The sequence below is a fragment of the Pseudomonas sp. NPDC096950 genome, from assembly GCF_044762525.1.
Taxonomy (GTDB): Bacteria; Pseudomonadota; Gammaproteobacteria; order Pseudomonadales; family Pseudomonadaceae; genus Aquipseudomonas.
The window spans coordinates 505800-530196 of record NZ_JBIWEL010000002.1 but is presented as its reverse complement, the minus strand read 5'-3'; the positions used below and the strand labels follow the sequence as shown (position 1 = coordinate 530196).

The window sequence follows — 24397 nt, the reverse complement described above, 5'->3', positions numbered from 1 at the left end:
AGATCCCTGTGGGAGCGGGCTTGCTCGCGAATGCGGTGGTTCAGTCAACACGGATATTGAATGTTCCACCGCATTCGCGAGCAAGCCCGCTCCCACCCAAGGCAGCACTCCCCTATTTGCTTGAAGCAGCATAAAAACAAGAGGATTTTCTCATGGCTAAAATCGGATTTATCGGCACCGGCATCATGGGCCACCCAATGGCGTTGAACCTGCAGAAAGCCGGTCACAGCCTGTTCCTGTCGGCGCACCACGACGCGGCCCCGGCTGATCTGATTGCCGGTGGCGCTGTCGCCCTGGCTAACCCGAAAGAAGTCGCGCAAGAAGCCGAATTCATCATCATCATGGTGCCGGATACCCCGCAGGTCGAAGACGTGCTGTTCCGCGCCGACGGTATCGCTGCCGGTGTTGGCAAAGGCAAAGTCGTGATCGACATGAGTTCGATCTCGCCGACCGCCACCAAAGCGTTCGCCGCCAAGGTCAACGAAAAAGGCGCCCAATACCTCGACGCGCCGGTGTCCGGCGGTGAAGTCGGCGCCAAGGCTGCGAGCCTGAGCATCATGATCGGCGGCGATGCCGACGCCTTCGAACGCGCTCTGCCGTTGTTCCAGGCCATGGGCAAGAACATCACCCTGGTCGGCGGCAATGGCGACGGTCAAACCGCGAAAGTGGCGAACCAGATCATCGTCGCGCTGAACATCCAGGCCGTGGCCGAAGCCCTGCTGTTCGCCTCGAAAAACGGTGCCGACCCAGCCAAGGTCCGTGAAGCACTGATGGGCGGTTTCGCTTCGTCGAAGATCCTCGAAGTGCACGGCGAGCGCATGATCAAAGGCACCTTCGACCCGGGCTTCCGCATCAGCCTGCACCAGAAGGACCTGAACCTGGCCCTGCAAGGCGCCAAGGAACTGAACATCAACCTGCCGAACACCGCCAACGCCCAGCAAGTGTTCAGCACCTGCGCAGCCATTGGCGGCAGCAACTGGGACCACTCGGCGCTGATCAAGGGCCTGGAACACATGGCGAATTTCTCGATTCGCGATAACAACAAGTAAGCCCTGCTCGATATTGATCGTTCCCACGCTCTGCGTGGGAATGCATCTTGGGACGCTCCGCGTCCCTGCCGAGGCGGACGCGGAGCGTCCATTGAGGCATTCCCACGCGGAGCGTGGGAACGATCATTAGCACCATTCCAAGAACAATAAGATTGGGAGCCCGCCATGTCGGTCGATCCGCAACACCTGCTGCGCGAGCTGTTTGCCACAGCCATCGACGCGGCTCATCCGCAGCAAGTCCTCGAAGCCCATCTGCCGAAAGATCGCAGCGGTCGCGTGATCGTGATCGGCGCCGGTAAAGCCGCAGCGGCCATGGCCCAAGTGGTCGAGCGCTGCTGGCAGGGCGAAGTCTCCGGCCTGGTGGTCACCCGCTACGGCCACGGCGCCCCGTGCGAAAAAATCGAAGTGGTCGAAGCCGCGCATCCTGTACCTGACGCGGCCGGTTTGGCCGTCGCGAAACGGGTGCTGGAACTGGTCAGCAACCTGACCGAAGACGACCGCGTGATCTTCCTGCTCTCCGGCGGTGGCTCGGCGCTGCTCGCCCTTCCAGCCGAAGGCATCACCCTCGCCGACAAGCAATCGATCAACAAAGCCCTGCTCAAATCCGGCGCAACCATCGGCGAGATGAACTGCGTGCGCAAGCACCTCTCGGCGATCAAGGGCGGCCGTCTCGGCAAAGCCTGCTGGCCGGCGACTGTTTATACCTACGCGATTTCCGATGTGCCGGGTGACCTCGCGACCGTCATCGCTTCCGGCCCGACCGTGGCCGATCCGAGCACGTCCGCCGAAGCCCTGGCGATCCTAAAGCGCTACAGCATCGAAGTCCCGGCCTCGGTGCGCACCTGGCTGCAAAGCCCCGAATCGGAAACCGTCAAACCCGGCGATCCGAGCCTGGCCCGCAGTCATTTCCAATTGATCGCCCGCCCGCAGCAATCCCTGGAAGCGGCGGCGGTGAAATGCCGTCAGGCCGGTTTCAGTCCGCTGATCCTCGGCGACCTGGAAGGCGAATCCCGGGAAGTGGCGAAGGTCCACGCCGGCATCGCCCGGCAAATCGTGTTGCATGGCCAGCCATTGGCGGCGCCGTGCGTGATTCTGTCCGGCGGCGAAACCACAGTCACCGTGCGCGGCAATGGGCGCGGCGGGCGTAACGCCGAGTTCCTGCTGAGCCTGACCGACAGCCTCAAAGGCCTGCCCGGCGTCTACGCCCTGGCCGGCGACACCGATGGCATCGACGGCTCCGAAGACAACGCCGGCGCGATCATGACCCCGGACAGCTATGCCCGCGCCGCCGCCCTCGGTCTGAGCGCCAGCGACGAGCTGGACAACAACAATGGCTACGGCTATTTCGAAGCGCTCGACGCGCTGATCGTCACCGAGCCGACCCGCACCAACGTCAACGACTTCCGCGCCATCCTGATCCTCGAGAGCACAAAAAATGACGCCTGATAAAAAGGTCAAAATCCTCGCCACCCTCGGCCCGGCTACCGACGGGATCGATGACATCCGCGAGTTGGTCGAGGCCGGGGTCAACATCTTCCGCCTGAATTTCAGCCACGGCGATCACGCCGACCATGCCCAGCGTTATCAGTGGATTCGTGAAGTCGAGCGCCAGTTGAATTACCCGCTCGGGATCCTGATGGACCTGCAAGGCCCGAAACTGCGAGTCGGCAAGTTCGCCGACGGCAAGGTGCAATTGCATCGCGGCCAGGCCCTGCGCCTGGACCTCGACCCGACGCCGGGGGATGAGCGCCGGGTCAACCTGCCGCACCCGGAAATCATCGCCGCCCTCGAGCCGGGGATGGACCTGCTGCTGGACGACGGCAAGTTGCGCCTGCGGGTAATCACCAAGTACGCCGACGCGATCGACACCACAGTGTTGAATGGCGGCGAATTGTCAGATCGTAAAGGCGTGAACGTGCCGCAAGCGGTGCTCGACCTGAGCCCATTGACCGCCAAGGATCGTCGGGATTTGAGCTTCGGTCTGGAGCTGGGCGTGGACTGGGTCGCGCTGTCGTTTGTGCAGCGTCCGGAAGACATCCGCGAGGCCCGCGCGCTGATCGGCGACAAGGCGTTTTTGATGGCGAAGATCGAGAAGCCGTCAGCGGTTACGCAACTGCGAGAGATCGCTGAGTTGAGCGACGCGATCATGGTCGCTCGCGGTGATCTTGGCGTGGAAGTACCAGCCGAAAGCGTGCCGCAGATCCAGAAAAACATCATCACCGTTTGCCGCGAACTCGGTAAGCCGGTGGTGGTGGCGACGCAGATGCTGGAATCGATGCGCTTCTCCCCGGCTCCGACCCGCGCCGAGGTGACTGACGTTGCCAACGCCGTGGCCGAAGGTGCGGACGCCGTGATGCTGTCGGCGGAAACCGCGTCCGGCGAATACCCGCTGGAAGCCGTGCAGATGATGAGCAAGATTATTCGCCAGGTGGAGAACGGTCCGGATTATCAGACGCAACTGGACGTGAGCCGGCCGAAGGCTGAAGCCACGGTTTCCGATGCGATCAGCTGTGCAATTCGCCGCATCAGCAACGTGCTGCCGGTGGCGGTGCTGGTGAATTACAGCGAATCCGGCACTTCGAGTTTGCGTGCGGCGCGGGAACGGCCAACGGTGCCGATCCTGAACCTGACGCCGAACCTGCAAACCGCCCGCCGCTTGACCGTGGCGTGGGGCGTGCATTCGGTGGTGAATGATCGGCTGCGGCAAGTGGATGAAGTGTGCTCGACGGCGCTGGAGATTGCCCAGGCGCAGGGTATGGCGCAGCGCGGCGATACGTTGTTGATCACTGCGGGTGTGCCGTTTGGGCAGCCGGGGTCGACTAACTCACTGCGTATCGAGACGTTGATTTAGCGTCTGCACCGGCCTCTTCGCGAGCAAGCCCGCTCCCACATTGGTTTTGTGTTGTTCACACAATCCAATGACTGAACAAAGATTCAGTGTGGGAGCGGGCTTGCTCGCGAAACAGGCGACTCGGTTCAACTGAAACACCACAGACTTCATCATGCCTGCCAACCACTTCAACACCCACTGCCCCGACTGGGCCACTGCCCTGCTCAACGGTTTCAGTCAGATCTTCCTCCAGCGCCATCCGCTGTGCGGTCTGCTGTGCCTGTTGGCGATTCTTTTTACCGCGCCGGCCCTGCTCGGCGGTGCGCTGCTGGGCGGGGTCGCCGGGTTGCTCACCGCGCAACGCCGCGGCTATGCCAAGGCTGATCGCCAGGCCGGACTGTTCAGCTATAACGGCGTTTTGCTTGGCCTGCTGCTGAGCCTGTATTTCCCGTGGTCCGCCCTGTTGCCTCTGATGATCATCGCCTGCGGTGGCCTGAGCGCCATGCTGACTCAACAGTGGCTCAAACGCGCGCGGCTCAGCCAATATCTGCCCGCCTACACCACACCCTTTGTGGGAATGAGCTGGTTGCTGCTGTGCTTCGCCACACCGTCGACCACGGCGCATCTGATCGAAATCAACGCGCTGAACATGCTCGCGGCCCCGCTCAAAGGTCTCGGTCAAGTGATGTTCCTGGGGCATCCACTGGCCGGCGCGATGATTGCCGCCGGTTTGCTGATCGCTGATCGTCGAGCCTTCTGCTGGGCGTTGTTCGCCTCCGTCGCGGGCATGGCCTGGAGCCTGCTGCACCACGATTTCTACAGCGCATTGCTGGGGCTCGGCAGCTACAACGCCGTACTCGCCGCCCTCGCCTTCAGCTCGCAGCGCGAGCGGCCATGGCTGCCGTTGCTCGGCATTGGGTCAGCACTGTTGCTGACGCCGGTGTTTGCCGCCATCGGTCTGCCCACGCTGACCGCGCCGTTCATCCTCGCCTGCTGGCTGGTCCGCGCCGCCACTCAAAAGCTCGGCAACGCCACAGTCGCCCGTGAGCCTTGCGCTCCTGGGGAGAATCAACCTAGGCTTCGCTGATTCTCGGTTCAGGCGGTATCCATGGACAGCAGCAAAAACTGGCGTGAAGAGCTTTACGTCATGGTTTTCCAAAGCGACACCAAGGCGGGACGTCGCTTCGACGGCATCCTGCTGTTGATCATCCTTGCCAGCATCATCATCGTGATGCTCGACAGCATCGACTCGATCCACAAGAACTACGCCAACGTGCTGGCGTACATCGAGTGGGGCTTCACCGTTATCTTCGCGATTGAATATGGCTTGCGCCTGTACTGCTCGCCCAAGCCGTTGCGCTACGCGTTCAGCTTTTACGGGCTGGTGGATTTGCTGGCGATCGTGCCCGGCATCCTCGCGTTGTATTACGCCGATGCGCAGTACTTGCTGATTATCCGGATCATCCGGATGCTGCGGATTTTCCGCGTGCTCAAGCTCAGTCCGTACCTCAAGCAAGCCAACTATTTGATGTCGGCGCTGCGCGGCAGCAAGCAGAAAATCGTGGTGTTCCTGGTCAGCGTCTGCACCCTGGTGACGGTGTTCGGCACCTTGATGTACGTGATCGAAGGCCCGGAACACGGCTTCACCAGCATTCCCAAAGGCATCTATTGGGCTATCGTGACGCTGACCACCGTAGGCTTCGGCGACATCGTGCCGAAGACGCCATTGGGCCAGGTGATTTCGTCCTTGGTGATGATCACCGGTTACTCGATCATCGCCGTGCCGACCGGGATTTTCACCGCCGAACTGGCCAACGCCATGCGCGGCGAACAACTGCAGCACGACTGCCCGGTGTGCAAGAAAAACAGCCACGAGCATGGCGCGGCATTTTGCTCGCGATGTGGCAATGCGTTGTTTAAGAAACTGGAATAAGCAAAGTGCTTTTTAATCTTTAAAGGACTATGCGAGCCCGGCTATAGTCGCTGGCAAATTGCCTCACTTTTAATAAAAACACCATTTTCAACAAGGAATGCGCAGTGAAAAAACTCTTTGGCGCCTCACTTCTGGCCGCTGGCCTGGCACTGACCAGCGTTGCTCAGGCCGCACCGACCCTGCTTAACGTTTCCTACGACGTGATGCGAGATTTCTACAAGGACTACAACACTGCGTTCCAGAAGCACTGGCAAGCCGAGCACAACGAAAACATCACGCTGCAAATGTCTTTCGGCGGCTCCAGCAAACAGGCGCGTTCCGTGATCGACGGCCTGCCGGCTGACGTCATCACCATGAACATGGCCACCGACATCAACGCCCTGGCGGACAACGGCAAACTGGTCCCGGACAACTGGGTGACCCGTCTGCCGAACAACAGCGCGCCGTTCACCTCCGCCACCGTATTCATCGTGCGCAAAGGCAACCCGAAAGCCCTCAAAGACTGGCCCGACCTGCTCAAGGACGGCGTCCAGGTGATCGTGCCCAACCCGAAAACCTCGGGTAACGGCCGCTACACCTACCTCTCGGCCTGGGGCTACGTGCTGAAGAATGGTGGCGACGAAAACAAGGCCAAAGCCTTCGTCGGCAAACTGTTCAAACAAGCGCCAGTGCTGGACACCGGCGGCCGTGCAGCCACCACGACGTTCATGACCAACCAGATCGGCGACGTGCTGGTGACCTTCGAAAACGAAGCGGAAATGATTGCCCGGGAGTTTGGTCGCGATCAGTTTGAAGTGATCTACCCGAGTGTTTCGGCTGAAGCCGAGCCGCCGGTGTCCGTGGTCGATAAAGTCGTCGACAAAAAAGGCACCCGCGCCGCTGCTGACGAATACCTGAAATACCTGTGGTCGCCGGAAGGTCAGGAAATTGCCGCGGCGAATTACCTGCGTCCACGGGACCCGGCGGTGTTGGCCAAATACACCGATCGTTTCCCGAAAGTTGATTTCCTCTCGGTAGAGAAGACCTTCGGTGACTGGCGCACGGTGCAGAAAACCCACTTCAATGATGGTGGGGTTTTTGATCAGATTTATGCGCAGTAACAGCTAAGCAGCCATGAAAAAGGCGACCTGCGGAGGTCGCCTTTTTTGTGCCCGAACAGAAGACTTATATTCACTGAAGATCCCCTGTGGGAGCGGGCTTGCTCGCGAATGCGGTGTGTCAGAAACATTGATATTGACTGACTCACCGCATTCGCGAGCAAGCCCGCTCCCACAGGGGGGATTGTGACTCGGCGCTTACATCGGCGGTGTCACGCCGTCCTTGCCCGCTGAAATCGACTGCGCCGTCAGCGTCCCGTCCGCACTCTGGGTCACGAACGTCACGATCTTCACCCCGACCTTGAGCAAGCTGCGATCCCCCGGCATCAGGTTGACGATCGGCACGTCTTCCGGCACCAGGATTTTCTGCTGCCCGCCCTTGTAGTTGACGGTCAATGTGCGGCCATTGCTGACCACCAGATCACCGACGCTGCCATTGGTCATGCTGCTGCCCTTGGCCAGGTCGAAAGGCCGATGGCCATCGCCGCTGCCGGCCAGTTCCGGCGGGAAGACGTGGACTTCCAACGCCTTGAGGGTGCCGTCATCCTGGGGAATGGCCGCCGAGCCGATGTAGCTGCCGGGTTTGATGTCTTCGATATTGGCCAGCGTGACGGCGCGGACCTTGGTGTCATCGCTCAGTTTGATGACCACGTTTTCGCCGCTGTTGACGTGGACTTTCAAGCTGTCGGCGCTGACGCCGGTGATCTCGCCGCGCACGCCAATGCGCGTGCCCGGCGCTTCGGCAGCCTGGGCGGCGCCCGCCGTGAACAAGCTGATCAAGGTAACCACTGACGCACCGCGAATCAGGTGACGAAACATCGCATTCATGGAAGTGCCTTCCTGTTATGAAACGTGAAGAGAGAACATAAGCACGCTATCGAACAAGATGTAAGTGAATGTATCATCTGACCTCAATGTTTTGACGCCAGGTTCATCGGGGGACATCACGCACGTCCGTCACTCATTCCGCAATGGAATGATTACTATCACTCCAGCCTCTCTTCCGCCGTTCCGGTCAGCCCATTAGCCTGCGCGCATCCTCTTTGCTCAGTGAGACACGTTATGAATCCAGCGACCCAGGTGCCCCACGGCGCCACGACAATGACCCGAGGCATGGTGCTGCTGTTCGCCTTCTGCTGCGGCGCCATCGTTGCCAACATTTATTACGCCCAACCGATCATTGGTTTGATCGCGCCGGACATCGGCCTGACCAGCACCATGGCCAGTTTTATCGTATCGCTGACCCAGATTGGTTATGCGTTGGGCCTGTTTTTCCTGGTGCCGCTGGGTGACCTGCTGGAAAACCGCAAGCTGATGATCATCACCACGCTGGTGGCAATTGCCAGCCTGTTGGGTGCGGCGTTTACCGATCAGCCAAATGTGTTTCTGCTGATCTCGTTGCTGGTGGGGTTCAGTTCGGTGTCGGTGCAGATCCTCATTCCCTTGGCCGCGCATCTGGCGCCGGAAGAATCCCGCGGCCGGGTGGTCGGCGGGATCATGGGCGGTTTGCTGCTGGGGATTCTGCTCGCGCGGCCGGTGTCCAGCGTGGTGGCTGACCACTTTGGCTGGCGGGCGATGTTCATCATTGCGGCGGCGTTGATGGCAGCGATCAGCATCGTACTGGCCTTGACCATTCCCAAGCGCCAGCCTGATCACAGTGCGTCTTATGGTCAGTTGCTCGGTTCCCTGTGGACCTTGCTGCGGAAACAACCGGTGTTGCGTCAACGGGCGTTTTACCAAGGCTGCATGTTCGCCACCTTCAGCCTGTTCTGGACCGCCGTGCCGCTGGAGCTGGCGCGCAATCATGGCCTGAGCCAAACCCAGATCGCGATCTTCGCCCTGGTCGGCGCCATCGGTGCCATCGCCGCCCCGATTGCCGGACGCCTGGCCGATGCCGGCCACACCCGCATCGCCTCACTGCTGGCCCTGGTGTTCGCCAGCCTTAGCTTCCTGCCGGCGTTCATCCATCCGGTCTACAGCGTCATCGGCCTGGCCGTCACCGGCGTGGTCCTCGACTTCTGCGTGCAGATGAACATGGTCCTCGGCCAACGCGCGGTCTACGCCCTCGACGCCAAAAGCCGCAGCCGTTTGAACGCGCTGTACATGACCAGCATCTTCATCGGCGGCGCGTTCGGTTCCTCGGTGGCCAGTGCAGTGTATGAGCATGGCGGCTGGTTGTGGATCGTGATCGTGGGAAGTGCGTTTCCGTTGTTGGCGTTGGTGCGGTTTTTGAGTGTGTCAAAACAACCTTCCCTGGCTACGGCATAAATCGCTAAAAGCTTCGCGGGCAAGCCTTGCTCCTACAAGGGTTGGGCTTGCCTGCGAATACGATGTGACTGTCAGCTCTCAGTGACGAACCAACTTTTCCATCGCCGCATCCGCCAGAAAGGAGGAGCGGCTTTTGACGTTATGCTCCCGTACATAACGGTCAATGCGCTGAATGACATAGCCGGGCAGCGTCACATTGACCTTCTCGGTTTTGCCCATGTACGGCGCAATATCCAATTCCAGCATTCCCCAGCCCATGTCGGCAAACTCGGGATTGCCGCGATGTGCAACCGCTGAAGTAGGCATCGGAATCGGCTCCCCGTCAGCCGCAATCTCCTGCAGCATGATGTGAGCAATCTCGATCGCCGCGTTATAGGCATCTTCAAACGTATCCCCGGCAGTGACTGCGCCTGGAATATCGGGGATCTGAATACCGATGGCGGTGTTCTCGTCGCCCCACTCGATACAGATGGGATACTGCATTATGGATCTCCTATGTAACTGGCTGGCGGGCAATACAGCCCGGCTCGCCTCCTGATGCTTTTAACCGTCCCGATCGGTAAATCCTTTTTCGGATGCGGAACGGGAATCGTGTATGGGTTGTAACGGTGAGTGAAGATGTGATGACTGCCGGTAATCCGATCCAGTGTCCAGCCCGCCTCCTCCAGCTCCTTGATCAATAGCCTGCTTTGCAACACCAGCCTCCTTGCTCCGGCCTAAATAAAAGTAACTCTAGAGTTATCTTTACTCAAGCACAAAAACTGGAAGCACGACGTTCGGTTGTTTTACAGAGTGTGATTGGAGAGCACGGTATTCCCCCAAAGAATGAATCCTATGCCCCCCACCCACGTTCCCCCGCTCACCCGCCCAAGGTCACCATTGATCCCAGCCAACCGGCTTCCTCTTCAAGGATTACGATCATGACCCTGCAAGCAAAACTCGACGCCTTCAAAGCCGATTTCAAGGCCGGTAAACCGCCCTACAACGCCCCGGCCGAAATCCATCCGATCATGGAGCGTGCCACCGCCGAGCTGATCGCGTCCGGCGCGGTGAACAAGGCCTTGAAGGTCGGGGACAAGGCGCCGTTGTTCACGCTCAAGGATCCCGACGGCAATCCCGTGTCCTCCGCCGATTTGCTGGCCAAGGGTCCGTTGGTGCTGACGTTCTATCGCGGCGTCTGGTGCCCGTACTGCAACATGGAGCTGCAAGCTCTGCAGGCGTTCCTGCCGACGTTGCAAGAGGCCGGCGCCAGCCTCGTAGCGATCTCGCCACAGATCGCCGCCAACAGCCGCAAATCGGTGCGCACCAACGGGTTGGAGTTTGCGATCCTGAGCGACACTCATAACGACGTGGCGCACGCGTTCGGGCTGCGCTTCGAGTTGCCGGATTACCTGATCGAGTTGTACAAGAACCTGCGCAACGACTTGCCTGCCTTCAACGATGATCCGTCCTGGACCCTGCCGATGCCGGCGCGTTATGTGATCGGCCGGGATGGCGTGATCCGTTACGCCGAGGTCAACCCGGATTACACTCAGCGACCAGAGCCTGAAGCGATGCTGGATGCGCTTTGCGGCTGAACCGATCAAGTGCCGCGTTACCCGCGGCACATCCTGATAGGAGTTGTCATGACCCGACGTACATTTCTCATCACCGGCGCCAGCAAAGGTATTGGCCGTGCCGTGGCCGAGCACCTGGACCGAGCCGGTCATCGCGTGGTCGGCATTGCCCGGACACCCGACTTGACGTTCCCCGGCACATTGTTTCCACTGGATCTGAGCGACCGCGCGCTGACCCAGGAAGTATTGGCGGATCTTGCCAGCACGTATGAGTTCGATGGGCTGGTGAACAACGTCGGCCTGGTCCGTCCGCAGGTGTTGGGGGAAATCGACCTCGATACCTTTGACGATGTGATGCGGGTCAACCTGCACTCCGCCCTGCAAGCGACCCAGGCGTTGCTGCCGAACATGCGCGCCAAGGGCTGGGGTCGGGTGGTGAACATTTCCAGCCTGACGGTGCTCGGGATCACCCAGCGCACCGCGTACGCGGCGGCGAAAGCGGCGCTGGTCAGCTTCACCCGATCCTGGGCGCTGGAACTGGCGCAAACCGGGATCACGGTCAACGCCGTGGCGCCCGGCCCGACGGAGACAGAACTGTTCCGCGCGAACAACCCGATTGGCAGTGAAGGCGAGGCGCGTTATCTGGCTGGCGTGCCTATGGGGCGGTTGGGCCAACCGGAAGAAATTGCGGCGGCGATTGTCTTTCTGTTGTCCGAGCAGAGCGGATTTATCACCGGGCAAACGCTGTTTGTCGATGGTGGTGCTTCGGTGGGTAAAGCGGCGTTCTGACAAGTTTGAATCCCCACAAATCCAGTGTGGGAGCGGGCTTGCTCGCGAAGGCGATGTGTCAGCAACATTGATATCGACTGACACACCGCTTTCGCGAGCAAGCCCGCTCCCACCCTGGATCTCCACAAGTCATCACATTCGCACAAGGACTTTGGATGGACCGCCTCGCCGCAATTGGAAACCTTCGTCTACGTGGTGGAAACCGGCTCGTTTTCCGCGGCGGCCCGGCGCCTGAATATTGGTCAACCCGCCGTGTCGAAAACCATCGCGCAGCTGGAAACGCGACTGTCAGTGCGCCTGCTGTTGCGCTCGACCCGAGGCCTGACGCCGACTGAAGCCGGGCTGGCCTTTTTCGACCGGGCCAAGCGCGCCATCGAAGAAGCCAACGAGGCCGACAATGCGGCGCGCGGTGCCGCCAGCGGGCTGACCGGCAACCTGCGGATCTGCGCCGCCGTGACCTTCGGCCGCCAGCACATCGTTCCGCACCTGGGGCCGTTTCTTGAGCAGAACCCTGAACTGAACATCGACTTGATGCTCGACGATCGCAATATCAATCTGGTGGAAGAAGGCGTCGACGTGGCCCTGCGCATGGGTGCCCTGAGCGACTCCGGCCTCACCGCTCGCAAGATCGCCGAATGCCGGCGTGTGGTCTTGGGCACGCCGCAATACTTCGAAAAACACGGTGAACCGGCCTGCCCTGCCGACCTGACTAAACATCAAGCCGTTGTTTATAGCCTGGGTGGCGGTGCAAATTGGCCGTTCAAAAAAGGTAGCGAAGAACACCCGGTGATCATCAGCGGCCGTATCCGCGTCAACGCCGCCGAAGGCCTGCGGGAATCGGTATTGGCTCATCTGGGCCTGACCATGGCGTCCGAGTGGATGTTCGCGCCGGAACTGGCCAGTGGCGCGGTGGTGGAGGTGATGAGCGATTGGACCTTGCCGAATCAGGACCTGTGGGCGGTGTTTCCGACGGGAAGAATGGCGAGTGCGAAGGCGCGGGCGTTTGTGGATTACGTTCAGGCATTGCTGGCAAAAGAGTCTTAAACAAGCGCGATTTTCGTTTATTGCGATTTTCGTTTGATTCGAATAGCCTTTCCAGCATCGCTACTCAGAATGTTGGAAACCGTCATGTCCTTAGTCATTCATCCACCGATCAACCTGCCCATGGCCCGCGAGGTTCAGGCCGCCATCGAAGGCCAGCGCGCCCTCACTGCCTATCTCGCGACTCAATTCGAAACCCAGCGCATCCAGATTTTCGATGAGCAAAATGAAGCTCACAACGTCGAGCTACCGACTTCAGCCCTGCGATTACTGGTCGACATCCTGGCCGCATTGGCCGAAGGCAACGCCGTCAAAGTCGTCCCGGTCCACGCGGAACTGACGACCCAGGAAGCGGCGGACCTGCTCAATGTCTCACGTCCGCACCTCATCAAACTGCTGGAATCCGGCGAGTTGTCCTACCACAAAACAGGCAAGCACCGACGTGTGCGCTTTGCCGATTTGATGGAATATAAAAACCGGCGCGACACCGCCAGCGAGCAAGCAATGACGCTTCTCGCCGAGCAAGCACAAGCGTTAAGGACAGGATACGAGTGAGGCACTCCCCGTTTACCGCTGTATATGACGCATGTGTTTTGTACCCCGCCCCTTTGAGAGATTTCCTGATGTGGCTCGCGCTCTCAGGACGTTTCCGGGCGCGGTGGTCAATGGAGATACACAACGAATGGAAACGAAATCTGTTGAAGAACAGCCCGGACCTGACCACGGAACAACTGGATCGAACCTCCGAGTTGATGGATCTGGCCATCCCCGACGCTTGCGTCACGGGTTACGAAAACCTTGTTGAAGGGTTAACGCTGCCGGACATGAATGACCGTCATGTGTTGGCAGCGGCCATTCGCTGCAACGCCAGCGTCATCGTGACCTTTAATCAGAAAGACTTTCCGTGTGCATTGCTGGAGCCTTTAGGTGTGGAGGCGCAGCATCCTGACGAGTTCGTCGACAATCTATTTGATCTGGACCCGGCAGCCGTTGTCGCTGCGGCTCAACGGCAACGCAAACAACTGAAAATGCCGCCGATGGATGTCAGTTCCTATCTCGATCTGCTGTCACGACAAGGCTTGGCTCGGTCAGTCGAGGCACTGACCAATTACCGCACCATCCTTTGATGTCTCAGTGCGCTGAATCAAAATCAAAAGATCGCAGGCTTCGCCAGCTCCTACGGGACCGAGTACACCGGTGAATGGTCGTCATACGCGGTCCGGTAGGAGCTGGCGATGGCTGCGATCTTTTCATATTCCAGACAGCAAAACGGCGATCCGAAGATCGCCGTTCTTATTCACTCCCCAAACTGCCTGCCCAACCCACCCGGCACGCCATGGATGTCGGTGTCTTCCCACGGGCCGTTCGGGCTGATGGAGCGGCTCCAGCCGTTGTTCCAGCGGTAGTAGGTGCGCTGGCGGTAGAAGGTGTTGGGTTGGTCGTCGAGGACGTATACGCCCATCTTCGCATCCCAGTGGCTGTTGCCCCCCGGTGGCGGGGCGAAGCTGGCGGAGGTGCGGGGCAGCGGCTTGGCGGGTTTGGCCGGGATGCTTGGCTTGCTCGGCGTTGGCGTCGGGGACGGCGTCGGGCTGGGTTGCGACGGCGGGATCGGCGGCAGGGTCTGTTGCGGTGGCCGTTGGACCGCACAAGCGCTTAACCCCAGGACGAGACTGAGCAGGGTGATACGAGCGATGGCGGTCATGTGGGCGCTTCCTGTTATTTATCCGGGCTGTCGATGGTCACTTGCTGCTGCGCGGTGGTGCTGCTGGCCAGGGGCTGGCTGCGACCGATCCACTCGCCGGCCGTCGGTTGGCCGGCGCGGGAGATGCGCGCAACCAGTTGGACTTCAGGGAAGTTCGACAGTTTCAACTGCGGCATCATTGCGTCGGCATCGCCCAGTTCGACGGTCGCTGGCAGGTCAGCCACGGTCAGGCGTTTGGCGGCCAGTGGTGCCGGTGGTCCGGAGGTGGCGCGGGCGAAGATGAACACGCTGTCGCCCGGTTGCACCTTGGCTTTCAAGTCGGCCGCGAGGTCCACACGGACCTTGAGCAACGCGCCTTTGGTGACCGGCGCCTGCACAACTTTGCCGCCGTTGGCTTCAAGTTTCTCGGTGGCCCGGGCGATCCCGCCTTGCAGCGCGCCACGGGAATTGTCGTCCGGCGGCAGTTGCGCCAGCAGGCGATTCCAATAGTCGATGGCATCCTGATAGCGCTGGGCTTCAAACGCGGCGATGCCGAGCAGGCCCAGGCTGGTGACTTCTTTCGGATCGGCTTTCAGCGCTTCGTCGGTCAGGGCCTGGATCTTGTCCGACCATTTCTTGCCATCGGCGAAGTACTGGGCCTGCGCCCATTGGCCGAGCAGTTCCGGTTGGCGACCGGCAAGGTTCACCGTGCGCTCGAAAATCTTCGCCGCGTCGGCCGGACGATCCTGAGCCATGTAGGTACGACCGAGGAAGTACAAGCCTTCTGCCGAATCCGGCTGGGCCGCGACCGCGCGCTCCAGGCGACGGGTCATTTCTTCCATCGACTGCGGCGCCTGGGAGAATTCCCGGGTCAGCTCGACCTTGTCGCGGGCACCGAAATGCAGGTACAGGCCAAGGCCCAACACCGGCACCAGGATCGCCGCCAGCAACGGCAACGATTTACCGAGGCGAGACACACGCGGCGCGGCAACGCCTTCGGTGTCGGCCAGCAACTCACGCGCCGCTTCGGCACGACCGCTGTCCATTTGCGCAGCGTCGAGCACGCCCTCTTCCTGCTGAGTCTGCAACTCAGCCACGCGCTCTTGATACAGCGCGACATTCAGGGCAGTACGATCCTCTTCAAGTTGAGCGCGACGAACGCGCAAAACCGGGATCAACAAAAAACTCAGGGCAACCAGAAGTAGCAGACCTGCAGCGAGCCAGAAATCAATCATTCTTGGTTTTTTTCCAACAGGTGGTCGAGGCGCTCACGCTCCTCGGCAGAAAGCGTGTCCGGGGTGTCAGCGCGTTGCACGCGACGACGGCGGACGATCACGGCGATAACCACGAAGCCGCCCAGCAACAGGCCGGCGGGGCCGAACCAGAGCAAGGCAGTCTTGGCGTTCAGAGCGGGTTTGTAGCGGACAAAATCACCGTAGCGATCCACCATGAAATCGATGATCTGCTGGTTGTCCTTGCCCTCGCCGAGCATGCGGAAAATCTCTTTGCGCAGGTCGGCGGCAATCGGTGCGTTGGAATCGGCAATGTCCTGATTCTGACACTTGGGGCAACGCAGCTCTTTGGTGAGCTCGCGGAAACGCTCACGATCGCCTTCTTTGGCGAACTCATAGGTGTCGATGGCCGCGTGTGCCACGCCGGCCATGCTCAAGCCCAATACAGCGGCGGCGATCCAGCGCTTCATGGCTTGGCCTCATCAACCAGCGCCTGATACTTGGCCGCCAGTTTTTCGCGCCAGACCTGCTCGTCGATCACGCCGACGTACTTGTCGCGGATGATGCCCTTGGCGTCGATGAAGAAGGTTTCCGGCGCGCCATACACGCCGAGGTTCAGGCCCAAAGTGCCTTCGTCGTCGCGGATATCCAGTTGATACGGGTTATGGAATTCCACCAGCCACTTCAAGGCGTCGGCGTTGACGTCCTTGTAGTTGATGCCGTAGATCACCACGCCCTTCTCCGCCAGTTTGTTCAGCACCGGATGCTCGACCCGGCAGGAAATGCACCAGGTACCCCAGACGTTGACCAGCGCCGGTTTACCAACGATGTCAGCGCGGGTCAATGTCTTGTCGCCCTGCACCGCTGGCAGGGAAAACTCCGGGAACGGCTTGTTGATCATCGCCGAAGGCAACTCGGCCGGGTCGAGGTACAACCCGCGATAAAGGAAAACAGCCACCACCAGAAAAATCGCCAGTGGCAACAGCATCAACCAACGTCTCATGCAGTGGCTCCCGTCATGCCGAGCGCTTCACGCACGCGGCTTTTCACCTTGACCCGATAACGCCGATCCAGCGCCGCCAGCAACCCGCCCAAACCGGTGAGCAAGCCGCCGAACCAGATCCAGCGCACGAACGGTTTGACGTGTACGCGCACGGCCCAGGCGCCATCGCCCAGCGGTTCGCCGAGGGCGACGTAGAGGTCACGGGTGAAGCCGGCGTCGATCCCGGCTTCGGTCATCACCGAGTTCTGCACGGTGTAGAGGCGTTTTTCCGGGTGCAGCACGCTGACTTCCTGGCCGTCGCGGATGACCCGCACGGTGCCCTTGTCGGACGTGAAGTTCGGCCCTTCGAAGTGCTTGGCGCCTTCGAAGACGAAGTGATAACCGGCCAGGTCCATGGACTCGCCCGGTGCCAGGCGCAAGTCGCGCTCGGCACTGTTCTGGCTCGACAGCACGACCCCGAGGGCGCACACGGCGATGCCGAGGTGAGCGACCTGCATGCCCCAGTAACTGCGGGTCAGCGTCGGCAAGCCTTTGATCAGGCCTTTGTGGCGGGTCTTGTCGAGGATGTCGCGCACGCCGGCCAGCAATACCCACGCGGCGAGCATGAACGTCGCGATCACCGCCCAGTTGAAATCGCCGTAGGCAACGCCAGCCACCACGGCCAGCGCGGCGCTGCCGAGCAGGACCGGGGTCAGCATGCCCACCAGCCATTTCACCGGCGTGTCTTTCCAGCGCACCAGCATGCCGACTGCCATCACTACCATCAGCAAGGCCATCAACGGAATGAACAGCGCGTTGAAGTACGGCGGGCCGACGGACAACTTGGCGCCGGTCATTGCATCGAGGATCAGCGGATACAGGGTGCCCAGCAGGATCATCGACGCCGCCACCACCAGCACCAGGTTGTTACCCAGCAGCAGGGTTTCCCGGGACCAGAGGTTGAAGCCGACATGACTTTTCACCACTGGCGCACGCAGCGCGAACAATGTCAGCGAACCGCCCACCACAAACAGCAGGAAGATCAGGATGAACACACCGCGCTCAGGATCGGACGCAAAAGCGTGCACCGAGGTCAGCACGCCGGAACGCACCAGGAAAGTCCCGAGCAGGCTCAACGAGAACGCCGCGATGGCCAGCAACACGGTCCAGCTCTTGAACACGCCACGTTTTTCCGTAACGGCCAAGGAATGAATCAGCGCCGTGCCGACCAGCCAAGGCATGAACGAGGCGTTTTCCACCGGGTCCCAGAACCACCAGCCGCCCCAGCCGAGTTCGTAATAGGCCCACCACGAGCCGAGCGTGATGCCAATACCGAGGAAAGCCCAGGCGACGATGGTCCACGGACGGGACCAGCGCGCCCACGCGGCATCCAGTCGGCCGCCCAGCAACGCGGCGATGGCAAAGGCGAAAGCCACGGAGAAACCGACATAACCCATGTACAGCATCGGCGGATGCACGATCAGGCCGATGTCTTGCAGCAATGGATTGAGGTCACGACCGTCCGCCGGAATCTGCGGCAGGATCCGCGCGAACGGGTTCGAGGTCAGGATCAGGAACATCAGGAAACCGGTGCTGATCATGCCCATCACCGCGAGGACGCGGGCGAGCATGACTTGCGGCAACTGCCGGGAGAACACCGACACCGCGAAGGTCCAGCCACCGAGGATCAAGGCCCACAGCAGCAACGAGCCTTCGTGGGCGCCCCACACCGCGCTGAACTTGTAGTACCACGGCAATGCGCTGTTGGAGTTGCTGGCCACATAGGCGACCGAGAAATCGTCGGTCATAAAGGCGTAAGTCAGGCAACCGAACGCAAACACCAGAAACGCGAACTGACCCCAGGCCGCCGGTTGAGCGAGGCTCATCCACAAACGGTCACCGCGCCAGGCGCCCATTAGCGGGACCACGGCCTGAACCAGCGCGAAACACAGCGCCAGGATCATGGCCAACTGGCCCAATTCGGGAATAAACAGTGCAGAGGTCATCATCAACCCTCCTTGGCTTGGGTAGGCGCCGACTGACCGCTGTCTTTCAGGGCCTTGGTCACTTCGGGCGGCATGTATTTCTCGTCGTGCTTGGCCAGCACTTCGTCGGCCACCACCACGCCCTCAGCGTTGAGCTTGCCCAGGGCGACAATGCCCTGCCCTTCGCGGAACAGGTCCGGGAGGATGCCGCGATAGCTGATGGTCACGGATTTGTTGAAGTCGGTGACGATGAATTTCACGTCCAGGGAATCGCCGGAGCGTTGCAGCGAGCCCTTCTCGACCATGCCGCCGGCGCGGATGCGCGTGTCTTGCGGGGCTTCGCCATTGGCGATCTGGGTCGGCGTGTAAAACAGATTGATGTTCTGCTGCAGGGCGCTCAGGGCCAGGCCGACGGCGGCGCCGACACCGACCAGGATCGCGAGAATGATGATAAGACGCTTTTTGCGCAGCGGATTCACTTGCCGTTCTCCCGGCGCAAACGACGCGCCTCTTGTTGCAGATACCGCTTGCGGGCCAGAATCGGCGCCGCCACGTTGAAAGCCAGCACCGCCAGGCAGATGCCATAGGCTGACCAGACATACAGGGCATGATGGCCCATGGCGAGGAAGTCGCCGAATGAAGCAAAACTCATCGAACGGCCTCCAGACTGTTCTGCACTTCGGCTTTCACCCAGCTCGCCCGGGCTTCGCGTTTGAGCACTTCAAGGCGCATGCGCAGCAACAGCACCGCACCGAAGAAACAGTAGAACCCCAGCACCGTCAGCAGCAGCGGCAGCCACATCTCGGCGGGCATCGCCGGTTTTTCGGTGAGGGTGAACGTCGCGCCCTGGTGCAGGGTGTTCCACCACTCCACCGAGTATTTGATGATCGGGATATTGATCACGCCAACAATTGCCAGCACCGCGCAGGCTTTGGCCGCGCTGTCACGATTGCTGATGGCGTTGCCCAGCGCAATGAGACCGAAGTACAGAAACAGCAGAATAAGCATGGACGTAAGTCGCGCATCCCAGACCCACCACGAGCCCCAGGTCGGTTTACCCCAGATTGCGCCGGTGACCAGCGCCACGGCGGTCATCCAGGCACCGATCGGGGCCGCGCATTGCAGCGCGACGTCCGCCAGTTTCATCTTCCAGACCAGCCCGACCACGCCGCACACCGCCAGCATCACGTAGCAGGACTGGGCCAGCATGGCGGCTGGAACGTGGATATAGATGATGCGAAAGCTGTTGCCTTGCTGGTAGTCCGGTGGCGCGAAGGCCAGGCCCCAGACCACGCCGACGCTAATCAGCAGCAACGCCGCGACGCTCAGCCACGGCAGCAGTTTGCCACTGATGCCATAAAACCATTTGGGTGAGCCGAGCTTATGAAACCAGGTCCAGTTCATTACTGTTTCCATCACGGTTGCTCTTCGCTGTGAAGAGCCAAGGGTCTTTACTGATCAATTTTTGACCAGACCTCATTATTCGCCGACGCTGATCTTCAGGCCAGCAGCTATTGCAAAAGGTGTCAGGGTTATCGCCAGGGCGGTCAGGCTACCAAGCCACAAGAGATAACCGGTCGCCGGCATGCCCTGCAAGGCTGCCTGCAGGGCGCCACTGCCGAGAATCAACACCGGGATGTACAGCGGCAGAATCAGCAACGCCAGTAACAGGCCGCCACGCTTCAATCCCACCGTCAGGGCCGCGCCCACCGCACCGAGCAAACTCAGCACCGGTGTACCCAGCAACAACGAAAGCAGCAACACCGGCAGACAAGCGGCAGGCAAACCGAGCATCAACGCCAGCAGTGGTGCGAGCAAAACCAGTGCCAGGCCGGAGAAGGCCCAGTGTGCCAGTACCTTGGCCAAAACCAGAAGAGCCAGGGGGTGCGGCGAAAGGACCCACTGCTCGAGGGACCCGTCCTCGAAATCACTGCGGAAGAGCCCGTCCAGCGAGAGCAGGACCGATAAAAGCGCCGCCACCCAGACCAGTCCCGGAGACAAGGTTTGCAACAATTGAGACTCGGGGCCGACCGCCAGCGGGAACAGCGAAACCACGATGGCGAAGAATACCAGCGGATTGGCCAGCTCTGCCGGACGGCGAAACAGCAAGCGGGCTTCACGGGCGACCAGCAGGCCGAAAACACTCATACGGCCCAGTTCCCCAGATCAATGTCGCGATAGCCGGCGGGCATGCGAGTCAGCGTGTGGTGGGTGGTCAGAATCACCATGCCGCCCCGCTCGCAGTGGCCGGCCAGGTGTTCTTCGAGTTGCGCCACGCCCTGTTTATCGAGCGCGGTGAAGGGTTCGTCGAGAATCCACAGCGGCGGACTGTCGAGGTAAAGACGCGCCAGGGCCACGCGGCGTTGCTGGCCGGCGGACAAGGTGTGACAAGGCACATCCTCGAAACCCCGCAGCCCGACAGCGGCCAGCGCTTGCCAGATTGCCTCGTGGCTCGCCGGTTGGTGCAAGGCGCAGAGCCAGCTAAGGTTTTCTTCCGGGGTCAGCAAATCCTTGATCCCGGCGGCATGCCCGATCCACAGCAGGTTGCGCGCCAGTTCGCTGCGTTGCTCGTTCAGCGGCTGGCCATTGAGCAACACGTGACCGGCGGTCGGTTGCATCAGCCCGGACAACAAACGCAATAAACTGGTCTTGCCGCTGCCGTTGGGGCCGCTGATCTGCACCATTTCGCCACTGGACAGTCTCAATTCGAGATTTTCGAAGAGCAGCCGAAGGTCTCGCTCACAGGCGAGGTCGACGGTTTGAAGGACTGGACTGGTCAAGAGATCACGGGGCCTTTACGTTTCAAGTCAGCGGTTCAAGTCGGCAGTGGCGCGGCCGCTAAAGAGATGCAGCATAGATGCATTGGCGGCCGGTTTTAGAGAGCTGCGTCAAAACAATTGCAATGTTTTCACCGCTCCCCGAACGACGGGCGGCATTATACATGCCATGCCTTACTCTAAAGAGCGCATTTTCCGAAGGTTGTGACCGCGTATGACAGGCGAAATGAACATCCTCCCGGTCCCCCAGACCACACCGACGGCCACGCGCCCGATGGTGGTCAGTGGCGACTTGCTCAAGCTGCTGACGCCGATGGAGGGCCTGATCAGCGCCGGCCAGACTGCCAGCGCCGAGGTGCTGTCGCTGAAGCAGGCGGATCAGACTTTTCAACTGTTGCTCAAAGTCACCCTCGACAGTGGCCGCCAGACCACGGTGCAGGCCACCAGCACGCAACCGCTGCCCACCGGCACCAACCTGGCGATCACTCAGCCGTCCGCCAGCAACCTGGCAATCACGGTGCAACAGGCGATTGCTTCCAGCGTCGCCACCCTCACCCGCATCGACACCGCGCAACTGCCGGTCGGCACCCTGCTGCAAGGCAAAGTGCTGACCTCCCAGGTGTTGCCGCAGACGCCGGGGCAGCCCACGGTATTTCGCTCGTTGGTGAGTTTGCTGAATACCGCCCTGAGCGGCAGCACCTTGACCATCGACAGCCCGCAACCGCTGCGCATCGGCACGTTGCTCAGCGCTCTGGTCCAGGACACGCAGACCTTGAAGTTCCTGCCGCTGAGCAATCGCCAGGACCAGTTGGCGGTGTCGCAGCAACTGACCACCCAGCAGAGCCGCCAGGGTTCCCTGGACGGTCTGCTCAGCGCCTTGCAGAACCTGCCGCAATCCGACGAGACCTCCGCCGACCTGCAAGCCGCCGTGAACAAATTGCTCGCCGGCCTGCCGGACGTGCAGCAACTGAGCACGCCAAAAGGCCTGGCTCTGGCGCTGGTCAATAGCGGCCTGTTCCTCGAAACGAAATTGCTCACCGGCCAGACCCCGGCGCTGGCTCCGGACATGAAGGCCGACCTGCTCAAGCTGATCGCGCAACTGACCCCGCCCAACACCAACCTCGGCGCCATCATCGCGGCCAACACCCTGGCCCAGGCGATGCCGAGTTTTGTGCGTAGCGCGTTGGGCATGCTCGGCCAGGTCAGCGCCAAACCGTCCCCCACCAGTTTTCCGCTGCCCGACCGGCTGTTGCAGAGCCAGGACGGTGAAGGCGATCTTGAACATTTGTTGCGCCTGGCCGCTGCGGCGGTTTCGCGCCTGCAAAGCCATCAACTGTCGAGCCTGGAACAAACCGGCGTCACCGACGATGGCCGGCTGATGAGCACCTGGCAGCTGGAAATCCCGATGCGCAATATGCAGGACATCGTGCCGCTGCAGGTCAAGTTCCAGCGCGAAGAAGCCCCGGAAAAACAGCCGCAAAACGAACGCCGCGAAGAACGCGAACCGAAACAGCAACTGTGGCGGGTCGAGCTGGCGTTCGACATGGAGCCCCTAGGCCCGTTGCAGGTGCAGGCGCAATTGATCCAGGGCAGCCTGTCCAGCCAGTTGTGGGCCGAACGGCCGTATACCGCGAGCCTGATCGAAAGCAATCTGGCAGCCCTGCGCGAGCGTTTGCTGGCATCCGGCCTGAACGTCGGTGATCTGGATTGCCACCTCGGCACGCCTCCCCAAGGCGCGCAAACCCGCCTCGAACAACGCTGGGTCGACGAAACCGCATGAGAAACCCCAACGCCCCACGCCAGGCCATCGCCCTCAAATACGACGGCAGCCACGCCCCGACCCTCACCGCCAAGGGCGACGAAGAACTGGCCGAAGCCATTCTGAAGATTGCTCGCGAATGCGAAGTCCCGATCTACGAAAACCCCGAGCTGGTGCGGCTGCTGGCGAAGATGGAGTTGGGGGACAGTATTCCGGAAGAGTTGTACCGCACGATTGCGGAGATTATTGCGTTTGCGTGGAATTTGAAGGGCAAGTTTCCGGAGGGACAGGATCCGAATGCGCCAATGGTCGAGAAGGATATTACCGATCGCGGCGACGACTACTGATCGTTCCCACGCTCTGCGTGGTAACGCAGCCCGTGACGCTCCGCGTCACAGTTAGAAAACGGAACGCGGAGCGTCCCAAGAGGCATTCCCACGCAGAGCGTGGGAACGATCTCAGTTCTTGTGCAACTTACGCATCAACTCCGCCTCAGCCTGGGTCAACCCGCAAGACTGAGTCAGTTCATCAACCGTAGCGCCCATCCCCACCAATCGAGCCGCCTGGGCAAACGACAGGCTCGACGGGTCGCGCTGTTCCAGCTGCGCCAGTTTGTCCGGCAACGGTGAAACCACCGCGCGCAGTTCGTGCAGGTCTTCACCCATGCGCACGTTGCCGCTCTGGTAGTTGTCGACGCGCTTGGCCAGGTCTTTGATGCGCTGATCGCGCAGCGCATCGCCCTCGGCCTGTTGCGCCGCGATCAGTCGCTGACCGCGGATGTACGCCAGGAACATCGCCAGCGTGCCTGCCCAAAACAGGAACAGGACAATGACAGCAACCTCAAGAATCAATCAGATGTTCTCCAGATCCGACCATTCTTCTTCGCTCATCATCTTGTCCAGCTCGACCAGGATGAGGAGTTCGTTGTTCTTGTTGCACACGCCCTGAATAAACTTGGCGGATTCTTCGTTACCGACGTTCGGCGCGGTCTCGATTTCCGACTGACGCAGGTAAACCACTTCGGCGACGCTGTCGACCATGATCCCGACGACTTGTTTGTCGGCTTCGATGATGACGATACGGGTGTTGTCGCTGATCTCGGCGTTCATCAGGCCGAAGCGCTGACGGGTGTCGATCACGGTGACCACGTTGCCGCGCAGGTTGATGATGCCCAGCACGTAGCTCGGGGCACCCGGGACCGGGGCGATTTCGGTGTAACGCAGGACTTCCTGAACGCGCATCACGTTGATGCCGTAGGTTTCATTGTCCAGTTTGAAGGTTACCCATTGCAGGATCGGATCTTCAGAACCTTTTGCATTCGTCGCTTGATTACTCATACCCTGACCCCTCGAAAAACCGCTTCTGGCGGTGTGTGTTCTGTTGGCGGCGTTCAACAACGCCGTCGCATACTTGTTATG

Annotated in this window: 28 protein-coding genes and 1 pseudogene; 14 read left to right on the top strand and 15 right to left on the bottom strand. The window is 60.6% G+C overall.

Annotated elements, in window-relative coordinates; genetic code table 11:
* Window positions 1-152 precede the first annotated feature (152 nt).
* From ACIQY3_RS06885 to ACIQY3_RS06860, 6 genes are all read left to right on the top strand, one after another.
* A complete protein-coding gene (locus tag ACIQY3_RS06885; RefSeq protein WP_403018115.1) occupies window positions 153-1049 on the top strand; it encodes a 2-hydroxy-3-oxopropionate reductase in 897 nt (298 codons plus the stop codon).
* Between the two features lie 165 nt (window positions 1050-1214).
* A complete protein-coding gene (locus tag ACIQY3_RS06880) occupies window positions 1215-2495 on the top strand; it encodes a glycerate kinase (RefSeq protein WP_403018114.1) in 1281 nt (426 codons plus the stop codon).
* Window positions 2485-3900 (top strand): pyruvate kinase, encoded by a 1416-nt coding sequence (gene pyk / locus ACIQY3_RS06875; RefSeq protein WP_401327351.1) that lies wholly within the window; start codon window positions 2485-2487, stop codon window positions 3898-3900. Before ACIQY3_RS06880 ends, pyk begins: the two co-directional genes overlap by 11 nt.
* 151 nt (window positions 3901-4051) lie before the next feature.
* The gene (locus tag ACIQY3_RS06870; RefSeq protein ID WP_403018113.1) at window positions 4052-4966 is read left to right on the top strand and encodes an urea transporter; all 915 of its coding nucleotides are present in this window, start codon (window positions 4052-4054) and stop codon (window positions 4964-4966) included.
* Between the two features lie 21 nt (window positions 4967-4987).
* On the top strand, window positions 4988-5812 hold the full coding sequence (locus ACIQY3_RS06865) for an ion transporter (RefSeq protein WP_290027513.1): 825 nt from the start codon (window positions 4988-4990) through the stop codon (window positions 5810-5812).
* 104 nt (window positions 5813-5916) lie between these two features.
* Window positions 5917-6912 (top strand): sulfate ABC transporter substrate-binding protein, encoded by a 996-nt coding sequence (locus ACIQY3_RS06860; protein WP_054049411.1) that lies wholly within the window; start codon window positions 5917-5919, stop codon window positions 6910-6912.
* A gap of 195 nt (window positions 6913-7107) precedes the next feature.
* Here the strand turns inward: ACIQY3_RS06860 and ACIQY3_RS06855 are convergent, their stop codons facing one another.
* The gene (locus ACIQY3_RS06855) at window positions 7108-7737 is read right to left on the bottom strand and encodes a hypothetical protein (RefSeq protein ID WP_403018112.1); all 630 of its coding nucleotides are present in this window, start codon (window positions 7735-7737) and stop codon (window positions 7108-7110) included.
* 234 nt (window positions 7738-7971) lie between these two features.
* On the opposite strand from ACIQY3_RS06855, the gene ACIQY3_RS06850 reads away from it, so the two are divergent.
* Window positions 7972-9177 (top strand): MFS transporter, encoded by a 1206-nt coding sequence (locus ACIQY3_RS06850; RefSeq protein ID WP_403018111.1) that lies wholly within the window; start codon window positions 7972-7974, stop codon window positions 9175-9177.
* Between the two features lie 78 nt (window positions 9178-9255).
* Here ACIQY3_RS06850 and ACIQY3_RS06845 read toward each other — a convergent pair whose 3' ends face one another.
* Together ACIQY3_RS06845 and ACIQY3_RS06840 are read right to left on the bottom strand one after the other, a co-directional pair.
* Entirely contained in the window at window positions 9256-9660 is a 405-nt protein-coding gene (locus ACIQY3_RS06845) for a type II toxin-antitoxin system HicB family antitoxin (RefSeq protein WP_403018110.1), read from the bottom strand.
* Window positions 9660-9872 (bottom strand): type II toxin-antitoxin system HicA family toxin, encoded by a 213-nt coding sequence (locus ACIQY3_RS06840; protein WP_403018108.1) that lies wholly within the window; start codon window positions 9870-9872, stop codon window positions 9660-9662. Before ACIQY3_RS06840 ends, ACIQY3_RS06845 begins: the two co-directional genes overlap by 1 nt.
* 225 nt (window positions 9873-10097) lie before the next feature.
* Here ACIQY3_RS06840 and ACIQY3_RS06835 point away from each other — a divergent pair, with 225 nt between their 5' ends.
* From ACIQY3_RS06835 to ACIQY3_RS06815, 5 genes and pseudogenes are all read left to right on the top strand, one after another.
* Complete coding sequence (locus tag ACIQY3_RS06835; RefSeq protein WP_403018107.1) at window positions 10098-10754, top strand: peroxiredoxin-like family protein; 657 nt, start codon at window positions 10098-10100, stop codon at window positions 10752-10754.
* 48 nt (window positions 10755-10802) lie between these two features.
* Window positions 10803-11522, top strand: coding sequence for an SDR family oxidoreductase (locus tag ACIQY3_RS06830; RefSeq protein ID WP_403018106.1), 720 nt, complete (start codon window positions 10803-10805; stop codon window positions 11520-11522).
* A 155-nt stretch (window positions 11523-11677) separates the two neighbouring features.
* A pseudogene (locus ACIQY3_RS06825) lies at window positions 11678-12566 on the top strand (LysR family transcriptional regulator).
* Window positions 12567-12650: 84 nt separating this feature from the next.
* On the top strand, window positions 12651-13118 hold the full coding sequence (locus ACIQY3_RS06820; RefSeq protein ID WP_403018138.1) for a helix-turn-helix domain-containing protein: 468 nt from the start codon (window positions 12651-12653) through the stop codon (window positions 13116-13118).
* Window positions 13115-13690 (top strand): PIN domain-containing protein, encoded by a 576-nt coding sequence (locus tag ACIQY3_RS06815; RefSeq protein ID WP_403018104.1) that lies wholly within the window; start codon window positions 13115-13117, stop codon window positions 13688-13690. The genes ACIQY3_RS06820 and ACIQY3_RS06815 overlap by 4 nt, the downstream gene beginning before the upstream one ends.
* A gap of 170 nt (window positions 13691-13860) precedes the next feature.
* Here ACIQY3_RS06815 and ACIQY3_RS06810 read toward each other — a convergent pair whose 3' ends face one another.
* The 10 genes from ACIQY3_RS06810 to ccmA form a co-directional block, all read right to left on the bottom strand.
* A complete protein-coding gene (locus tag ACIQY3_RS06810) occupies window positions 13861-14265 on the bottom strand; it encodes a hypothetical protein (protein ID WP_265044128.1) in 405 nt (134 codons plus the stop codon).
* Window positions 14266-14279: 14 nt separating this feature from the next.
* Window positions 14280-15479 (bottom strand): c-type cytochrome biogenesis protein CcmI, encoded by a 1200-nt coding sequence (ccmI, locus tag ACIQY3_RS06805; protein WP_403018102.1) that lies wholly within the window; start codon window positions 15477-15479, stop codon window positions 14280-14282.
* The gene (locus ACIQY3_RS06800) at window positions 15476-15946 is read right to left on the bottom strand and encodes a cytochrome c-type biogenesis protein (protein WP_054049393.1); all 471 of its coding nucleotides are present in this window, start codon (window positions 15944-15946) and stop codon (window positions 15476-15478) included. Before ACIQY3_RS06800 ends, ccmI begins: the two co-directional genes overlap by 4 nt.
* Window positions 15943-16479, bottom strand: a complete 537-nt coding sequence (locus ACIQY3_RS06795; protein WP_403018100.1) for a DsbE family thiol:disulfide interchange protein — start codon at window positions 16477-16479, stop codon at window positions 15943-15945. Before ACIQY3_RS06795 ends, ACIQY3_RS06800 begins: the two co-directional genes overlap by 4 nt.
* Window positions 16476-18464 (bottom strand): heme lyase CcmF/NrfE family subunit, encoded by a 1989-nt coding sequence (locus ACIQY3_RS06790; protein WP_403018137.1) that lies wholly within the window; start codon window positions 18462-18464, stop codon window positions 16476-16478. Before ACIQY3_RS06790 ends, ACIQY3_RS06795 begins: the two co-directional genes overlap by 4 nt.
* 2 nt (window positions 18465-18466) lie before the next feature.
* A complete protein-coding gene (gene ccmE / locus ACIQY3_RS06785; protein ID WP_123510460.1) occupies window positions 18467-18922 on the bottom strand; it encodes a cytochrome c maturation protein CcmE in 456 nt (151 codons plus the stop codon).
* A complete protein-coding gene (gene ccmD / locus ACIQY3_RS06780; protein ID WP_149657003.1) occupies window positions 18919-19095 on the bottom strand; it encodes a heme exporter protein CcmD in 177 nt (58 codons plus the stop codon). Before ccmD ends, ccmE begins: the two co-directional genes overlap by 4 nt.
* Complete coding sequence (locus ACIQY3_RS06775) at window positions 19092-19847, bottom strand: heme ABC transporter permease (RefSeq protein ID WP_054049385.1); 756 nt, start codon at window positions 19845-19847, stop codon at window positions 19092-19094. Before ACIQY3_RS06775 ends, ccmD begins: the two co-directional genes overlap by 4 nt.
* 75 nt (window positions 19848-19922) lie before the next feature.
* Window positions 19923-20591 carry a heme exporter protein CcmB gene (gene ccmB, locus ACIQY3_RS06770; protein ID WP_007980754.1) on the bottom strand — a complete coding sequence of 223 codons (669 nt, stop codon included), beginning with the start codon at window positions 20589-20591 and terminating at the stop codon, window positions 19923-19925.
* Window positions 20588-21223 carry a cytochrome c biogenesis heme-transporting ATPase CcmA gene (ccmA, locus tag ACIQY3_RS06765; RefSeq protein WP_403018098.1) on the bottom strand — a complete coding sequence of 212 codons (636 nt, stop codon included), beginning with the start codon at window positions 21221-21223 and terminating at the stop codon, window positions 20588-20590. Before ccmA ends, ccmB begins: the two co-directional genes overlap by 4 nt.
* Before the next feature lie 211 nt (window positions 21224-21434).
* Between ccmA and ACIQY3_RS06760 the strand changes: the two genes are divergently transcribed.
* Both ACIQY3_RS06760 and ACIQY3_RS06755 read left to right on the top strand, forming a co-directional pair.
* Window positions 21435-23000, top strand: coding sequence for a flagellar hook-length control protein FliK (locus ACIQY3_RS06760; RefSeq protein WP_403018097.1), 1566 nt, complete (start codon window positions 21435-21437; stop codon window positions 22998-23000).
* Window positions 22997-23326: an EscU/YscU/HrcU family type III secretion system export apparatus switch protein gene (locus tag ACIQY3_RS06755; RefSeq protein WP_054049380.1), complete on the top strand. Its 330-nt coding sequence runs from the start codon at window positions 22997-22999 to the stop codon at window positions 23324-23326. The genes ACIQY3_RS06760 and ACIQY3_RS06755 overlap by 4 nt, the downstream gene beginning before the upstream one ends.
* Before the next feature lie 111 nt (window positions 23327-23437).
* On the opposite strand, the gene ACIQY3_RS06750 is transcribed toward ACIQY3_RS06755, so the two are convergent.
* Window positions 23438-23830: a DUF2802 domain-containing protein gene (locus ACIQY3_RS06750; RefSeq protein ID WP_403018096.1), complete on the bottom strand. Its 393-nt coding sequence runs from the start codon at window positions 23828-23830 to the stop codon at window positions 23438-23440.
* Window positions 23831-24316 carry a chemotaxis protein CheW gene (locus ACIQY3_RS06745; protein ID WP_008155806.1) on the bottom strand — a complete coding sequence of 162 codons (486 nt, stop codon included), beginning with the start codon at window positions 24314-24316 and terminating at the stop codon, window positions 23831-23833. It abuts the gene before it with no gap.
* Window positions 24317-24397 lie beyond the last annotated feature (81 nt).

What these genes read in the sequence shown, in the direction of transcription:
- ACIQY3_RS06835 (WP_403018107.1), top strand. Translation starts at nt 10,098, where the DNA reads ATGACCCTGCAAGCAAAACTCGACGCCTTCAAAGCCGATTTCAAGGCC.
- ccmD (WP_149657003.1), bottom strand. Translation starts at nt 19,095, where the DNA reads ATGAGTTTTGCTTCATTCGGCGACTTCCTCGCCATGGGCCATCATGCC.
- ACIQY3_RS06855 (WP_403018112.1), bottom strand. Translation starts at nt 7,737, where the DNA reads ATGAATGCGATGTTTCGTCACCTGATTCGCGGTGCGTCAGTGGTTACC.
- ACIQY3_RS06775 (WP_054049385.1), bottom strand. Translation starts at nt 19,847, where the DNA reads ATGAACTGGACCTGGTTTCATAAGCTCGGCTCACCCAAATGGTTTTAT.
- ACIQY3_RS06850 (WP_403018111.1), top strand. Translation starts at nt 7,972, where the DNA reads ATGAATCCAGCGACCCAGGTGCCCCACGGCGCCACGACAATGACCCGA.
- ACIQY3_RS06790 (WP_403018137.1), bottom strand. Translation starts at nt 18,464, where the DNA reads ATGACCTCTGCACTGTTTATTCCCGAATTGGGCCAGTTGGCCATGATC.
- ACIQY3_RS06880 (WP_403018114.1), top strand. Translation starts at nt 1,215, where the DNA reads ATGTCGGTCGATCCGCAACACCTGCTGCGCGAGCTGTTTGCCACAGCC.
- pyk (WP_401327351.1), top strand. Translation starts at nt 2,485, where the DNA reads ATGACGCCTGATAAAAAGGTCAAAATCCTCGCCACCCTCGGCCCGGCT.
- ACIQY3_RS06745 (WP_008155806.1), bottom strand. Translation starts at nt 24,316, where the DNA reads ATGAGTAATCAAGCGACGAATGCAAAAGGTTCTGAAGATCCGATCCTG.
- ACIQY3_RS06845 (WP_403018110.1), bottom strand. Translation starts at nt 9,660, where the DNA reads ATGCAGTATCCCATCTGTATCGAGTGGGGCGACGAGAACACCGCCATC.
- ACIQY3_RS06830 (WP_403018106.1), top strand. Translation starts at nt 10,803, where the DNA reads ATGACCCGACGTACATTTCTCATCACCGGCGCCAGCAAAGGTATTGGC.
- ccmB (WP_007980754.1), bottom strand. Translation starts at nt 20,591, where the DNA reads ATGAGTGTTTTCGGCCTGCTGGTCGCCCGTGAAGCCCGCTTGCTGTTT.
- ACIQY3_RS06800 (WP_054049393.1), bottom strand. Translation starts at nt 15,946, where the DNA reads ATGAAGCGCTGGATCGCCGCCGCTGTATTGGGCTTGAGCATGGCCGGC.
- ACIQY3_RS06755 (WP_054049380.1), top strand. Translation starts at nt 22,997, where the DNA reads ATGAGAAACCCCAACGCCCCACGCCAGGCCATCGCCCTCAAATACGAC.
- ACIQY3_RS06810 (WP_265044128.1), bottom strand. Translation starts at nt 14,265, where the DNA reads ATGACCGCCATCGCTCGTATCACCCTGCTCAGTCTCGTCCTGGGGTTA.
- ACIQY3_RS06870 (WP_403018113.1), top strand. Translation starts at nt 4,052, where the DNA reads ATGCCTGCCAACCACTTCAACACCCACTGCCCCGACTGGGCCACTGCC.
- ccmI (WP_403018102.1), bottom strand. Translation starts at nt 15,479, where the DNA reads ATGATTGATTTCTGGCTCGCTGCAGGTCTGCTACTTCTGGTTGCCCTG.
- ACIQY3_RS06820 (WP_403018138.1), top strand. Translation starts at nt 12,651, where the DNA reads ATGTCCTTAGTCATTCATCCACCGATCAACCTGCCCATGGCCCGCGAG.
- ACIQY3_RS06760 (WP_403018097.1), top strand. Translation starts at nt 21,435, where the DNA reads ATGACAGGCGAAATGAACATCCTCCCGGTCCCCCAGACCACACCGACG.
- ACIQY3_RS06865 (WP_290027513.1), top strand. Translation starts at nt 4,988, where the DNA reads ATGGACAGCAGCAAAAACTGGCGTGAAGAGCTTTACGTCATGGTTTTC.
- ACIQY3_RS06885 (WP_403018115.1), top strand. Translation starts at nt 153, where the DNA reads ATGGCTAAAATCGGATTTATCGGCACCGGCATCATGGGCCACCCAATG.
- ACIQY3_RS06795 (WP_403018100.1), bottom strand. Translation starts at nt 16,479, where the DNA reads ATGAGACGTTGGTTGATGCTGTTGCCACTGGCGATTTTTCTGGTGGTG.